This window comes from Cobetia crustatorum (genome assembly GCF_000591415.1).
In the GTDB taxonomy this organism is placed as follows: Bacteria; Pseudomonadota; Gammaproteobacteria; order Pseudomonadales; family Halomonadaceae; genus Cobetia; species Cobetia crustatorum.
In genome coordinates this window covers 17,808-31,401 of sequence record NZ_JEMF01000099.1, presented here as the reverse complement: position 1 = coordinate 31,401, position 13,594 = coordinate 17,808, and the positions used below count along the sequence as shown (strand labels likewise).

The window sequence follows — 13,594 nt, the reverse complement described above, 5'->3', positions numbered from 1 at the left end:
TCGCCGTGCCAATCGCCTGGTCGTCGATCATGACCGTGACGGTGCTGCCGATTTCGGCATTGCCGGTCAGTGTTGGCAGGCTGTCATTGGTGCTGTCACCAGAGGTGAGGGTACCAGTGACGGCCTCCACATCATCGCTGACTGAGGTGATCGTCGGAGCCTCCGGTGCGGTGATATCAGCATCGACCGGTACCGTGATGGCAGCGGAGGGCGCGCTTTCGTTGCCGGCGGCATCGGTAGCAGTGGCGGTCAGCTCAGTCCCGTCTTCTTGCTCAGGAGACAGCTCGAGAGTGAAGTTGCCATCGTCATCGATCGTCGTTTCGCCCAGCGCCTCACCCTCAGCATTGGTGACGGTAATGGTTGAGCCTGGCTCACCGGTCCCGGTGAGCGTCGTCCCGTCTGTATCCTCGAGTACCGGTGCTTCAGGGGCCTGGGTATCAACCGTCAGTGCCATGATATTGGAAGGTGCGCTGGCATTGTCCGCGGCATCCGTGGCGATGGCTGACAGACTATGCTCGCCTTCAGCCAGTGGCTCACTGAGCTCGACGCTCCAGTTGCCATCAGCATCGGCCTGGACCGTCTCGAGTAGAGTATCGCCATCATAGAGGCCGACGCTGCTGCCGGCTTCGGCAGTGCCGGAGATGGTCGGGGTGGTGTCGTCGGTGCTGTCGCCGTTGCTCAGCTCCCCGGTGACCTCACCGGCATCATCGCTGATGCTGGTGACGATCGGGGCATCCGGGGAGGAGGTGTCAGAATTAGTGTTAGAAGATGACCCTGAGCCAGAGTTTGCTGCTACTGCAACGCCTCCCGCTATTGCTAGGCCCCCAGCGACCACGCCAGCAACACCTAGTCCAGAGCCTGCTACTCCAGAGCCTGCAGTGCCTAGCTCGCCGCCCGTGGCTGGGCTTGCGCCGGTAGCCGCTGCTCCAAGAGCAGATTCAGCCGTCGTGAGGACAGGTGCCGTGGTATAGGGGACAGTGCCTGCTGCGGTGTCCGCTAAGCCAACTTGAAAAATATCGCCTGCAAATTCATCACCTTGTAGATAGAGGTGACTCAATTCATTTGGATCAGCGTAAAAGTTTTCTATTGAGACAAGGTCGCCATTTTCTAGTGTCACGAGAAGGTCGTTACCTTGGCGAGTCATTGTCTCTATATCACGAGGTTTGAGGTCCAAGCTGACATCAGATACCTGGTTTAGTTGGATGTTATCAACCTGTCGAAGAATTGTATTCTGGTCAGTAAGCTGCCCATGCGTAGCGACTTTAGCGTTGACTGGCATTGGACTACCCCCGTAGTACCCATTAAGTACGACACCCTGTCGTTTTCTTTATTAATCAATAGTTACAACAATATTATGTCGTAGATCAATTTTCTAGTACCAGATGTTAAGCGTTTATAGTTTGAGTAACGTTTAATCTTTTACTTTTGTTTTTAAGATCCTTTGTCGCGCGTCGCACCCAATCCTTTCGTCGTGTATGTGCTGTCGTTGGACATCTGTTGACACTCTTCTTTCTCAAGGTAACAACGCTCGCGCGAATCACTTGGATCATACTTTGAGTGCTATTTTACTAATTTGGATAGAAAATAGACATATGTGCTTATTAACATTGCTTTTTATCTGAATCATTTTGATGACCATCATGATTGCTCAACATGAAACGCTTATGATTTCTTAAGCCGATTTTTAAACGAAGAAATGGGTTAATTACCGTTGAGGTTATGTTGCTTGAAAATTTGTCCGGATGAACTAATGAATGGTCCATAAAAAACGCCACCCCGAAGGATGGCGTTTTCTGCGTAACATTTTGAAAGTTAATATTTATCTTTGGAGTGGTCGAGCATTCTCCCCACCTTGCCATTCTAGATAGGCATCTATCTGAGATTGCGATGCCTCGACGGGTGTTTTCATGAGATACCAATTGACGGACTCGGTGCAGGGTGGCGTAGTGAGTGAACCTGAATACTGCCAGCCTGAGTGATCGCGCGGGAGCAGCAGGTTAGCCGACAATCCACTGGTCAGCGTTTCTGATAAGCCTGATTGCGGAAGACGGCTCAGGAGGCGGCTGAGCGCCAGGTTCTGGTGTCCGGGCTTGACCATGACAGCGACAATGGCCAACTTGCCCTCAGGCGTCGAGTGAACAAGGTGCATCTCCATCGCAAAGCGTTTGCCATCGATGGCATGTTCAGAGGGTATATGGAGGTGGACTTGTGACAGCGTGTACTCGATACCTTCCAGCGTCATGGTATTGCCGCTGGCCCCTTCGATCTGCAGCGTGTGACCGGTATCACGGGTGACGAGCAGGGGGGAGTGATAGTCGAGCTTTGGCCCATCTTCATCCAGAGTTCGTTTCTGACTATCGATATTGATCGGGGATTGTTGCTGGCCGTTTGAGCACTCTGCATATCCCGGCGTCAGCTCCCCCCAGTGCTCAGGACCATTTTCGTTACCTTCGTCCTCAGTGGCATAACTCCACTCTGTGACTGAGGTGCCCGGCGCAGGCACGGATTCATTACTCTTGGCTTGCACTGTGGCAGAAAGCGCAGAAGTGGCGATGAGCACAGCAGCAACGAGTGGGCGGAGTGAAATGAGAGCGGACGATGGGGCAACTGGCATCAGGGGTTCCTTGCGAGACTGACTCTTGGGCAGCGCAGATAGAGCGAACCTGCCCACATGGAGAAGTGACGTATCTGGCAGTACAAAGGGATCCAGTGTGCCGGACTCACTAGCGAGGTCAAGACGACGCTGGAGAGGTACAGTGGTTGTCGCCATCCAGCGCCATACTACTAAGCAGCAGCGCCTGCCCAAAGAATGAGCGGGAGCTGGTGATGATGAATGTCAATCAGGGAGGCTTGGTGTTGCACTCAGTGCGTGAGCCATAGGCACTCGACGGAATCACCGGCGGCTACTCGACTCTCGGGGGGGATGATGGCCAGTGCTTCGGCGCCGGCACAGGACGATAAGACAGCCGAGTTCTGGTCAGGGAAGGCATGAGCCTCTAGCTGACCATCACGGCATGGAGTCAACCTCACACGCAGATGGTCCTGTCGAATAGCTGTCTTGGCTGAGAAAGCGGCACGTACATTAAGGCGGGGCAGTTCACGCAGTGCATGACAGTCTGTCATTTCACCAAGTAGTGGACGCAGAAATAGCCACGCCCCAACCCAGCTGGAAACCGGATTGCCTGGCAAGCCAACCACACGTATCGCATTTCCGGTAAGCGTGTCGATGCGCCCCAACGCAAGCGGCTTGCCCGGTTTGATCGCCAAACGCCATAGATCAATGCTACCAAGTGACTCAATCGCTGGGCGTACGTGGTCTTCCTCCCCTACGCTCACACCGCCGCAGGTCACGATCAGGTCGACCTGATCAGCAGCGGAGGCCAACGCATCACGAGTCGCTTCAAAGGTGTCAGCCACCTTGAGAGGCGCAATGACGACATCCGCACCGAAATCGTTCAGCATCTGGCTTAGCATGACGCGATTCGAGTTATAGATCTGACCGCGCGCCAATGGCTGGCCTGGTTCTATCAGCTCATCACCGGTCGCGAATAGCGCCACCCGTACCTTACGGCGTACCGTCACATTACTGAGCCCTTGTCCGCATAATAGGCCAAGTGCCGCAGCATCCAGACGCATGCCAGCGGCCAACAAGCGGTTGCCCGACACGACATCTCGGCCACGAGCACGGATATTGTCACCTTGAGCACGTGGACCGGGTAGCCAGGCTTCGGGAGTACCATCGGAGCCGTCGCGCAACGTGACCTCTTCTTGCATGATCACCACGTCAGCTCCGTCTGGAATTTCAGCACCAGTGAATAGCCGTCCGCAGCTTTTGTGGCCAAGAGGTTGTGGCGCGTACCCTGCGGCAATTCGTTGGCTGATCGGTAACCAGCAGCCATCGCCGATATCCGCGACGCGAGCACAATAGCCGTCCATCTGAGAGTTGTCGGCAGGTGGTACGTCAAGCTGAGCCAGGACATCTTCAGCCAGTACGCGCCCACTGGCCTCGCTCACCGGGATGTTCTCGACTTCCATCAAGATACAGTGTGCGCGCAGCGCTTCGAGAGCACTGGCCAGTGGCGCAAGCGATGCTGCACTTGCGGGAATGCTGTCACAGCCACATGAGTCGTTTTCAGTGGAGGGAGGCTCAGTGGGCATGAGTACCGCGCTCCGGAATGACCAGATTGGCGAAGTTACAGGGCCGATGTCGACTGTCCAGCTGCTCTTTTAGAATGCCGTCCCATGCGGTACGACATGCGCCGGTTGAGCCCGGTAGACAGAAGACGACGGTGCGATTGGCGAGACCACCCAGGCAGCGACTCTGGATGGTCGAACTGCCGATCTCCTGATACGACAATTGCCGGAAGAGTTCACCAAAGCCCTGTATTTCTTTATCGAGCAGAACGCGAATGGCCTCAGGAGTGGAGTCTCGCCCAGTAAAGCCGGTGCCGCCCGTTGTCAGAATGACTTGAACGTCAGGATCGGCGATCCACTGACTGACGGCTGCGCGCAGCTGGTAGATATCATCTGGCACGATACGCTTTTCATGCAGCTGGTGGCCGGCCGCAGTGAGGCGTTCGACGAGCGAGTCGCCGGAGCGATCAGTCTCTGCCGTCCGCGTGTCGGAGACGGTCAATATCGCGATAGCCAGTCCTATCTGTGCGTCGTTGCTGCTCATGTTCAATCCTTCTTCGCTTGCTGACGGGCATCGAGTGCGGCCAGCTGCTCTGGAGTCGCCTTGCCTTGATGATGTGTTTTCCACTCGGAATAGGGCATGCCATAGACGTGCTCACGAGCGGCCTCGTAATCGAAGGTAATACCGCGTTCCTCGCCTGCGGTTACCAGCCATTTTGACAGGCAGTTGCGGCAGAAGTCGGCAAGAATCATCAGGTCGATATTCTGCACATCCTTGTTGTCATCAAGGTGCTTCAGCAGGCGGCGAAAGGCAGCGGCTTCAAGCTCGGTACGTGCCTGTTCATCTAGTTCACTGATTTTCTGAACTGAAGAGCTATTCTGATCAGTCATAAGTGTCTCCTGACAGGACAAGTGAGGGGGCTTGTCGCTATGAATATTGGCGCACCTCAAGAAATCGTGCGGCTATCTCACTGACTTTACGCAACAAATGACGAGCTGTGAACTAGTGGAGTGAGACACCTGCGTTGCCAGTGGGGGAGCGTATAGGTATCAAGGGTACAGGTGACAAAACGCCCGGCAGGTGAACCTGTCCGGGCGAGTATTCAATTGAGTCTCAAAGCGACAGGCGTAAGGCCATTGGCTCAATTGGGGCGTTGCTGTCGTGCCAAGGCATCATCCGGTGCTGTGGCAGGGTCTGACTGAGGATCGGCTGCTTCTGCCTGCTTTACCTCGTCATACCACAGATTGTGATGTTGCTTTGCCCATGTCTCATCGACATAGCCTGTTTTCATACCTTCCAGTGCACCTTCTGTACCTGCAGTGCCGATATAGATGTGACCGAAAGACACGGCGATCAGGATCAGTGAGGCAATCCCATGAAATGCGTTCGTCCACTGCATGACATCACGCGTTTGTCCGAAGATCGGAAAATCCATCACCAAGCCACTGACGATCACCACGAGACCGACACTGGCTAGAATCCAATACCATGCCTTTTCGCCACCATTGGCAAAGCCGGCGTCTGGATGCTTGCCCTTGATCATGCCGCCACCCTGACGGAACCACTCGAAGTCGTGCTTCTTGGGCAGATTCAGTGACAGCCACTTGGCCAACACCAGAATCAGCATGATCGAGAACAGTGGGCCGAGATAGTTATGTGCCAGTTTCGTGGCCATGATCATGTTGGCCCAGAACACATCCCCGAAAATGTTGCGGAACACGAACTTGCCCCACAGCAGGTTGATACCGGTGATTGCCAAGATCAGGAATAGTGTTGCCAGCGTCCAGTGCATGGCACGTTCGAGAGCTGTCCAGCGAAGCATCAGCTTGCCGGAGCGTGGATGGTCGAGGTCATTACGGCCCACGAGCAGATAGAAGATCGCGAGTACCGCAAGCATACCTCCGAGCGCGATCAGGCCGCCCGGTGATATCCAGCGATTACGGATTTGACGCCAGGTTTCGCCACTCTGATTGATCAGGTTGTAGTTGGAGTCATGACGACTATCGATGGAGTTATCACCATCTTTGACCTGACGCCAAGTGTCGGCATCTACCGTGCCGACCGCCTGACCGATCTCGGCGCTGGGGTCGGCAGCCATGGCATGAGGTGCCAGCCACAGACTGGCAACCATCAAGCTTAGGAACATGATCACGACAAGCAACCGTGACGTTGTAAAGTGCGCGCGCATGTCGCCTCCTTACCCCTTGCGGGCTGCGTCATAGGCCAGACTATCGGCCTGATGAGTCACACTGCTGGTGGTCAGGTTAGCCGAGGTATCTGGATGGCTCGCCTTGTCGACCGGTGACCATGCACCGTCTTCGTGACCGCGGTAGACCACACGCTGACGGAAGATGTCCGAAACTGTCTCAGCATCACCGGCCAGCAGTGCCTTGGTGGAGCACATTTCGGCACACAGCGGTAGTTTTCCTTCGCTGATACGGTTGGCACCGTATTTTTCGTACTCTTCTTCTGGGCTTTCTGCCGGGCCACCTGCGCAGAAGGTACATTTATCCATCTTGCCGCGCTCGCCGAATGCCCCTTGTTGTGGGAACTGCGGTGCACCGAACGGGCAGGCGTATAAGCAGTAACCACAGCCGATGCAGATGTCTTTATCGTGCAGCACGATGCCGTCATCGGTCTTGTAGAAACATTCGGTGGGACAGACAGCCATACACGGTGCATCGTCGCAGTGCATGCATGCCACCGAGATCGAAACCTCGCTGGGCTTGCCGTCATCCAGGGTCACGACACGACGACGCTGAATGCCCCATTCTGTTTCGTTGGCATTCTTGCAGGCCGTGACGCAGCCGTTACATTCGATGCAGCGTTCTGCATCACAGAGAAATTTCATCTGGGCCATGCTGCTTCTCCTTCACGGCCTGTCACCGGGTTTATCGGTCAACAGGCCGGATGATTCTGGTAACTGATTCAGGTGATGCACTTCCTGCGAGAGGTGCCCGTCTGAAAGCACATCTGCCACGCTGTCATTCTGCTGTCGTTGGTCAGGCTCGGCTGTTGATCAGGATCAGGCGAGACTGACACGACACAGCGTGACCTTGGTTTCCTGCATCAGTGTCACGGGGTCATAGCCATAGGTCGTGGCAGTGTTGGCCGACTCACCTAGCACGTAGGGCACAGTACCTTCCGGATAGCGCGACTCAAGCGATTCGCCTTCGTAGACACCCCCGAAGTGGAAGGGCATGAACACGACATCCGGTCCGACGCGCTCCGTGACCATTGCCATAACCTTTACGCGGCCACCTTCGGCGCCTTCGACCCACACCATATCGCCGTCCTTGATACCTTCATCATTGGCCAGCGCCGGGTTGATCTCGACGAACATCTCCTGCTGAAGCTCGGCCAGCCACGGGATGGAGCGTGTTTCTTCACCACCACCTTCATATTCCACCAGGCGACCGGAGGTCAGCGTGATGGGGTACTTGGCGCTGACATCCTTGTTCTGGATGGAGGCATAGAGTGTCGGCAGGCGATAGATGGATTCTGAATCCGGCCAGGTCGGGTAGTCCTTCACCAGGTCACGACGCGCGGTGTAAAGCGGCTCGCGGTGCTTGGGAATTGGATCAGGGAAGGTCCAGACCAGTGCGCGCGCCTTGGCATTACCGAAGGGTGCACAGCCATGTTTGATGCACACGCGCTGAATACCGCCGGAAAGATCGGTCTTCCAGTTCTTGCCTTCTGCTGCCTGCTTTTCTTCTGCAGTCAGGTCGTTCCACCAGCCAAGCTGCTTGAGTAGCTTGTCGGTGAACTCCGGATAGCCATCTTCAATCTCTGCCCCCTTGGACCAGGAACCTTCGGCCAGAATATTGGTGCCGTCATGCTCAACGCCGAAGCGGGCACGGAAGTTAAGTCCGCCTTCTGCCACTGATTTGGAGGTGTCGTACAGAATCGGGGTGCCTGGATGCCCCATCTCCGGCGTGCCCCAGCACGGCCACGGCATGCCGTAGAAGTCGCCATCTGCCGGGCCACCGCGTGCCTTGAGCGTCTCGAAATCGAAGGTGTGCCAGTTCTGCTGGTGTGCCTTCATGCGCTCAGGGCTCTGGGCGGTATAGCCCACCGTCCACATGCCAGCATTGAACTCGCGCGTGATGTCCTCGACGTGCGGGACACTGCCTTCAACCTTGATGTTGCGGAACAGCTCGTCAGCAAAGCCGAGTTTTTTCGCCATCAGGTACATGATTTCATGATCAGGCTTGGACTCGAACATCGGCTCGATAACCTGATCACGCCACTGCAATGAACGGCTTGAGTTGGTAACACTTCCGCGTGTCTCAAACTGGGTGGAAGCTGGCAGCAGATAGACGCCATCGGTTCGGTCGTGCATGACAGCGGCGATAGTCGGGTATGGGTCAACGACGACCATCATGTCCAGCTTGGCCATTGCCTGCTTCATCTCGGGCCCACGAGTCTGGGAGTTAACGGCATGGCCCCAATAGAACATTGCCTTCAGCGCAGTGCGCTGAGAGATGCGATCAGGATCTTCCAGTACACCATCGACCCAACGAGACACCGTAATGCCATTGGTGTGCATCGGTTTGCCGTCATGGTATTCGGTTTGGTCGTAGCGATTCTGAATCCAGTTGTAATCGACGTTCCAGACCTTGGACCAATGCTTCCAGGCGCCTTCCGAGAGGCCGTAGTAGCCCGGCAGAGAATGGGACATCAGCCCTAGATCCGTCGCGCCCTGAACATTGTCATGGCCGCGGAAGATATTGGCGCCGCCACCGGACTTGCCGATGTTGCCTAGTGCAAGTTCCAGGATGCAGTAGGCGCGGGTATTGTTGTTACCCGTGGAGTGTTGAGTGCCCCCCATGCACCAGACAACGCAGCCCGGGCGGTTCTGGGACAGGCGGCGCGCCACGTCGAGCATGTCGGCTTCGCCGACCCCTGTAATACGCTCGACCTCTTCCGGCGGGAAGTTGGCGACTTCGGCACGCACTTCATCCATGCCATAGACGCGTTGCTGGATATAGACTTCATCTTCCCAGCCATTCTCGAAGATGTGCCACAGCAGGCCCCATATGTAGGCTACGTCAGTCCCCGGACGTAGACGCACGAACTTGGTAGCCTTGGCTGCTGTACGTGTGAAGCGCGGATCAACGACGATGATCTCGGCGTTGGAGCGCTCCTTGGCCAGCAAGATGTGCTGCATGGCAACCGGATGCGCTTCTGACGGATTGGAGCCGATGAACAGGATCGAACGACAGTTATGCATGTCGTTGAACGAGTTGGTCATCGCGCCGTAGCCCCAGGTGTTGGCAACACCTGCCACCGTGGTGGAGTGGCAGATACGCGCCTGGTGATCGACGTTATTGGTGCCGAACAGGGCCGCAAACTTGCGCATCAGGTAGGCTTGTTCATTGCTGAACTTGGCCGAGCCAAGCCAGTAGATGCTGTCAGGACCGTGCTCTTCAGTCAGCTCAAGCACCTTGTCACCGACTTCCTCGATGGCCTGTTCCCAGGACAGCTTCTTCCACTTGCCGCCCTCAAGCTTCATCGGATATTTGAGGCGACGGTCCGAGTGGCCGTGCTCACGCAGCGATGCACCCTTGGCGCAATGCGCGCCACGGTTGAACGGGTGGTCGAAGGCCGGTTCCTGCTTGGTCCAGACGCCTTCCTGGACTTCGGCGTACACACCGCAACCCACTGAACAGTGGGAGCAGATGGTGCGCTTGGTCTCGACGGGGGCGCTGGACACCTCGGTCTTGGCCTCGGCGCGCTTCATCATCGGAGCAGCCATGAAGCTTGCAGCGGCCAGGCCGCCGGTCGCAACACCACTGCGTTTCAGGAACTGGCGGCGGTTGATACCGAGTCCCGAGGTCTCTGTGGCAGAGGGGGTGGGGGTCAGTCGCATGACATCATCTCTCCTCGTCACCCGAATCACTGCCCAGGCCGCGTGAGCGAGTCAGGGGGCAGAGTCGGGAGCGGCGGTCTTGCAGGCTGAGCATCGTGCTCGACCTGTGCCGGCTTATCGCTGTCAATGGCGGGCGGAGTAAACTCCGCGCTGCCCGTGTCAGGCTGGCAGTATTGCGGTAATCACAGCTGCCGGCGCTGTCTATCTATCACTGCATGATCACACCTTGCGGCATGACTCAATCACGCAGCGTGGCGTAGAACGCCTTGACGTGGTCACTCTCGCGATAGCGATCGGAACTCTTGTCAGCGGCCTTGGCCTCAGGGGTTGCCTGGTCGGGGATGACGGCGCCTGCCAGTGATCCTGCTGCAGCAACACCGACGGTACTGGCTCCTAGTACGCGCAGGAACTTGCGGCGTCCCTGACGAGCGAGGTTGTGCGTGTCTTTCTTGTCATCATCAGTCTTCATGCTGATCTCCCTTTTGGCAAAGGCGATACGTAGCGTATTCACGTCGCCTTGACCGTGGCTGTCTTTGAGTACTGTCTTCGATCACACGTTTGTGGATCGCTTTCATGTTCAGTTCACTGCATTGCTGATGTTCAGCTGCCGCTGCTTAGACTCACGAGGGCAAGCGAATCCCTTGCCATTCGCCTGCGTTATTCGTCTCCACACCTGCCGGTTGTGCATTGACGGCGATGGACTCGCCGAGATTCAAGCGCTCAGCATTGAGGAAGGCCTGGCCGAGATAGCCGACAGCGGCGTAGAACGGGCTCTCGCGGCGCGCAAGATCAGCACAGCAGCGCTCACCCCAGCTCGCCAGATGACGACGGAAGAAGCCGGATTGCTCGCAGGGTAGTTCGTCAATCAGCATGGCCATGACTTCACACAGAGCCCCCAGATGATCTTCTGGCTCATGCACATCGCTTTGACGCTCAAATCCTAGGAGCTTGAGGTCCTGGCGAAGCGCCACCAGAGGCATCTCCATCAGCGAGCCGGTGAGATACCAGCTGGCATAAGGCACTACCTCGCCTTGCACCACGCCGACCAATGCCTGGAAGTATTCGTCTTCCAATCGACGCGGTTCACTGACGCGCGCGGCCAGAGACAATGATGCCAGGGCTCTCGGCAATTGCTGCTGATCCGCCCCCGGCAGAGTCATGGCATCGTGTTCGAGCGTGGCAAGGAAAGCGATGAGCTCCTCGTCGGGTGCAGCACGTACCAAGCGTGCCAGCAAACGATAGAGGTCAGAGCGCAATGCCTGCTGTTCGACGCTGTGGCTCATCACTGATTCATCGTCAGGCGCCATGGGCGGAGTCTCTCCAGAGGCCGTTGGGAATGTCATTGGCTCAGACCTTGAGTTGGGCATCAGGATTACGTGCCATTTCGTGCCAGATGTCTTTCACGCGACAGTCACTGCACATCTTGAGACGCAAGGCGCCATCACCCTGAAAATAGGCATGTGAGGCTAGTTTTGTCTGCATGGCCGTGATGGTGGCAGTTGAGCCGAAGGGCGTGCCACAGCTGATGCAGGGAAAAGGCACATCCTGTTTGAGGAGCTGCGGTTCGCGGCGTACATCAGGTTGGGGGGCAAAGCCCGGTGTCAACGTGATGACCTGCTCTGGGCAGGACTGCTCACAGAGTCCGCATTGCACACAGTCACCTTGGGTAAAGGACAATGCCGGAGACGTGCGGTTAGCGCTCAGCGCAGTCGTTGGGCAGACCGCGACACAGGCTTGGCACAGGGTGCAGCCATCAGTATCGATAGCGAGGCTGCCAAAGGGGGCACCTTCAGGCACCGCCACAGACTCTTCCGCGAGATCAGCCGCGGTAAGGCCCGCCAGATGATCGAGCACACGATTGAGGCGTTCACGCTTGCCGGGACGCTCATCAGGTCGGCCTAGCAGCCAATCACGTGCAATGGGCAGGCCGAGCTGATGTTCCTCTTCACTATCAGCACCCGGTGCGAGTGCTACACACAGCGGCGCTATCAGCGGTAGTGCGTTGGCACTATCCTCAGCGGACTCTCCCTCGACAGACGAGGAGATGAAGACCAGACGTGAGGTGTCATGGTGATCAGTGGCTAGTTGCATGCTATCCAACAGGGCAAGCGTCAGGCGACGTTCCTGCTCTAACTGCTGGCGTTGGCCAGCCGGAAGAGTGCTCGGCAGTTCGACGAGTATTTGAGAAGCGCCTAACGCAAGCGCGGCGAGCCATTCGTCATGGCTGGTTGCGGTGATCTCATCAAGTGTGATGTCGAGACAGCGTTCCTGGTCGGCAACTGAAACGGCCGCTGAGCCAGCCGCTGAACCAGCCTCATCGGTATCAAGACGATAGCGCAGCAATGGGTAAATGCCGCCGGCATCCTGATAGCGTTCCAGAAGCCGCTGAATCTGTTCCATGCGTTGCTCGAAGGGCGGCTGAGTGAAGCTCAGGGCGCCAGTTGGGCAGGCGCTGACACAGCTGGCCGCGCCATGGCACAGGAAGGGATCAATTTCGATATGTGCATTGCGGCGACCCACTACGGAGAAGATTGCATCAGCGCTGCAGGAAGACAGGCAGCGTGTACAGCCTATGCTGCCAGCGCTGGCATGCGCACAGACATCCAGATTGACGCTGACATAGTTTGGCTTGTCGAAGCTGCCGACCAATTCACTGAATTGAGCAGCCCATTCCGTCAATGCTGGCAGCGTTATGGCATCGAGTTGCGCATCACTAGCCAGGCGATCAAGTTCAGAAAGTACGGCTTCAGTCGCGCGTAGATACCCGGGCGGTGCAAGCTCTGCTTGATTGAGAGGCTGGGCTGCCAGGTCTGCAATCAGATCAAAATGCGCCACATGCTGAAGGCTGGATTGGCCATCAGGCTGCATGACAGAGATTGCCGGCAGCAGGGCGGAGGCCAGGTTGACGCCATCGCTGGTCAGCGTGAACTGTCCCAGATAGCCCTTCAGGCTGAGTAGATCACGTGTGGCGCTGTGCGACGGCAATGCTTCGCTGGTCGTGAAATGCTGTTCATCGAGCGAGACTAGCGCGCTGTTGTCCTGGTCACTGATCAACAGTACCAACGGCAATTGAAGCGTTGTTGGTAGCTGCGAAAACAGGCTGGCCAATGCGCGAACGCGTGCTTCGGTTCCGACGAGAAGCGTACGGCCCTGGCTGCGATAGCGGATCGGGGCACTACCGGCATCGCTGGCGAGCAATGGCAAGCTGGTGGCGTGTCTGCTCGTGGTTGCAGCGCCAGTTGTGGAAGACATGGCGCGCTGGCGAGCCTGTTGATTCAGCAAGCGTTGGGTATCTTCAATGCTCAGGCCGGTACTGGCGTGTACGGCCAAGGGCGTGCCGTGCGCTGCTGGATCACGCGGCTGCGGGTGCGAGGAGCTCGCTGTCATCTTGCTCATCCTTTTCGGTCGATACGGTCCTGTCGGTCGCCGCTGCCGTCAGGTGGCAGAAGGCTGTCGCAGGACCCTGTCGCCGCAGATTCTCAAGGCAAATGCCCGGTCAGCAGTCAACAGTCATTCAGTGGGTGGTCAATGACATGCTTTGCGCTGCGCTATCAGGCGGTCAGGACGCCCCAGAAGGATAGTTCAGG

Annotated in this window: 11 protein-coding genes; all 11 read right to left on the bottom strand. The window is 56.9% G+C overall.

The genetic code is table 11. The features are described from left to right. On the bottom strand, positions 1-1,279 hold a 1,279-nt coding region (locus BF12_RS22120; RefSeq protein ID WP_156941201.1), incomplete at its 3' end, for an Ig-like domain-containing protein. 540 nt (positions 1,280-1,819) lie between these two features. Next, positions 1,820-2,614 carry a carbonic anhydrase gene (locus BF12_RS20640; RefSeq protein ID WP_169734545.1) on the bottom strand — a complete coding sequence of 265 codons (795 nt, stop codon included), beginning with the start codon at positions 2,612-2,614 and terminating at the stop codon, positions 1,820-1,822. Between the two features lie 248 nt (positions 2,615-2,862). Further along, positions 2,863-4,158, bottom strand: a complete 1,296-nt coding sequence (locus tag BF12_RS0116195) for a molybdopterin molybdotransferase MoeA (protein ID WP_024953170.1) — start codon at positions 4,156-4,158, stop codon at positions 2,863-2,865. Beyond that, positions 4,148-4,678 carry a molybdenum cofactor biosynthesis protein B gene (moaB, locus tag BF12_RS0116190; RefSeq protein ID WP_024953169.1) on the bottom strand — a complete coding sequence of 177 codons (531 nt, stop codon included), beginning with the start codon at positions 4,676-4,678 and terminating at the stop codon, positions 4,148-4,150. The genes BF12_RS0116195 and moaB overlap by 11 nt, the downstream gene beginning before the upstream one ends. 2 nt (positions 4,679-4,680) lie before the next feature. Further along, positions 4,681-5,025 carry a DUF1244 domain-containing protein gene (locus BF12_RS0116185; RefSeq protein ID WP_051511095.1) on the bottom strand — a complete coding sequence of 115 codons (345 nt, stop codon included), beginning with the start codon at positions 5,023-5,025 and terminating at the stop codon, positions 4,681-4,683. Between the two features lie 251 nt (positions 5,026-5,276). After that, positions 5,277-6,323 carry a formate dehydrogenase subunit gamma gene (locus BF12_RS0116180; RefSeq protein WP_024953167.1) on the bottom strand — a complete coding sequence of 349 codons (1,047 nt, stop codon included), beginning with the start codon at positions 6,321-6,323 and terminating at the stop codon, positions 5,277-5,279. Positions 6,324-6,332: 9 nt separating this feature from the next. Beyond that, positions 6,333-6,995 carry a formate dehydrogenase FDH3 subunit beta gene (gene fdh3B, locus BF12_RS0116175; RefSeq protein WP_024953166.1) on the bottom strand — a complete coding sequence of 221 codons (663 nt, stop codon included), beginning with the start codon at positions 6,993-6,995 and terminating at the stop codon, positions 6,333-6,335. Between the two features lie 165 nt (positions 6,996-7,160). Continuing rightward, the gene (locus tag BF12_RS0116170; RefSeq protein ID WP_035160409.1) at positions 7,161-10,007 is read right to left on the bottom strand and encodes a molybdopterin-dependent oxidoreductase; all 2,847 of its coding nucleotides are present in this window, start codon (positions 10,005-10,007) and stop codon (positions 7,161-7,163) included. A gap of 238 nt (positions 10,008-10,245) precedes the next feature. Then, positions 10,246-10,476: a hypothetical protein gene (locus BF12_RS0116165; protein WP_024953164.1), complete on the bottom strand. Its 231-nt coding sequence runs from the start codon at positions 10,474-10,476 to the stop codon at positions 10,246-10,248. A gap of 151 nt (positions 10,477-10,627) precedes the next feature. Beyond that, positions 10,628-11,314: a TorD/DmsD family molecular chaperone gene (locus BF12_RS20635; RefSeq protein WP_246116553.1), complete on the bottom strand. Its 687-nt coding sequence runs from the start codon at positions 11,312-11,314 to the stop codon at positions 10,628-10,630. Between the two features lie 40 nt (positions 11,315-11,354). Beyond that, positions 11,355-13,394: a 4Fe-4S dicluster domain-containing protein gene (locus BF12_RS20630; protein WP_024953162.1), complete on the bottom strand. Its 2,040-nt coding sequence runs from the start codon at positions 13,392-13,394 to the stop codon at positions 11,355-11,357. Positions 13,395-13,594: the final 200 nt, after the last annotated feature.